Origin of the sequence: Gordonia gummivorans (assembly GCF_022513585.1) — a bacterium.
Lineage (GTDB): Bacteria > Actinomycetota > Actinomycetes > Mycobacteriales > Mycobacteriaceae > Gordonia.
This window is the reverse complement of sequence record NZ_JAKWBF010000090.1, coordinates 1-659: the sequence shown is the minus strand read 5'-3', so window position 1 is coordinate 659 and position 659 is coordinate 1. Positions and strand designations below refer to the sequence as shown.

The 659-nt window shown below is 59.8% G+C and carries 2 protein-coding genes; both read right to left on the bottom strand.

The window, feature by feature from the left end:
* Positions 1 to 258 (bottom strand): hypothetical protein (locus MKW15_RS24230; RefSeq protein WP_240862956.1); only part of this gene is annotated, 258 nt, incomplete at its 3' end.
* A gap of 106 nt (positions 259 to 364) precedes the next feature.
* The coding region (locus MKW15_RS24225; RefSeq protein WP_240862954.1) for a WXG100 family type VII secretion target at positions 365 to 659 on the bottom strand (295 nt) is incomplete at its 5' end.

Genomic DNA, 659 nt, shown 5'->3' with positions numbered 1-659 from the left:
AGCCCGACCCGTCTTCGACAACCAATCCGGCAACGAATCATCCAACTTCTCCCGGAACTGATCAGCCTCCGGACCCAGATACTCCGACGTCTGCCCTTCCAACCCCCGCAGCAGACGCTCCGCACTGAAACAATCCTCCGCGAAATCCAGATACTCCCGCCCACCCGCAGTCACCGTCTCCGGCTCACCCGACAACCACAACGACTTGTGCCCCGGCGACAAAAACGTCTCCAACTCCGGCAACCGCGCAGCAGGCATAACCTAAACCTCCCCGAAAACAGAACAGCACCGCGCAAAGACCCTCATCTTCACGCGGTGCCACACCACAACAACAACCGAATTTCGCTACCGCCGACCCACCAGATCAGCCCTGATGAATGGTCTGCCGAATCCGATTCTGCATCGCCGACACATTCTCGGTGTTCTCCCCCACCGCCTCCTGAATCTGCGACAAAATCTGGGTGATCGAATCAAACCCATTCATCACCGTGCCCTGCACACCCGAAAAATCATCATGCTCGCCACCCTGCCAAGCACCAGCCAACCGCTGAATATGATCCCGCAACTCATCCACCGCGCCCTGCAAGTTCGACGCCGCCGAACCCACCCGCTCCTCGGCAGCCTGCGCCGCGCCCGGATCATACGAGTACTCGCCACCC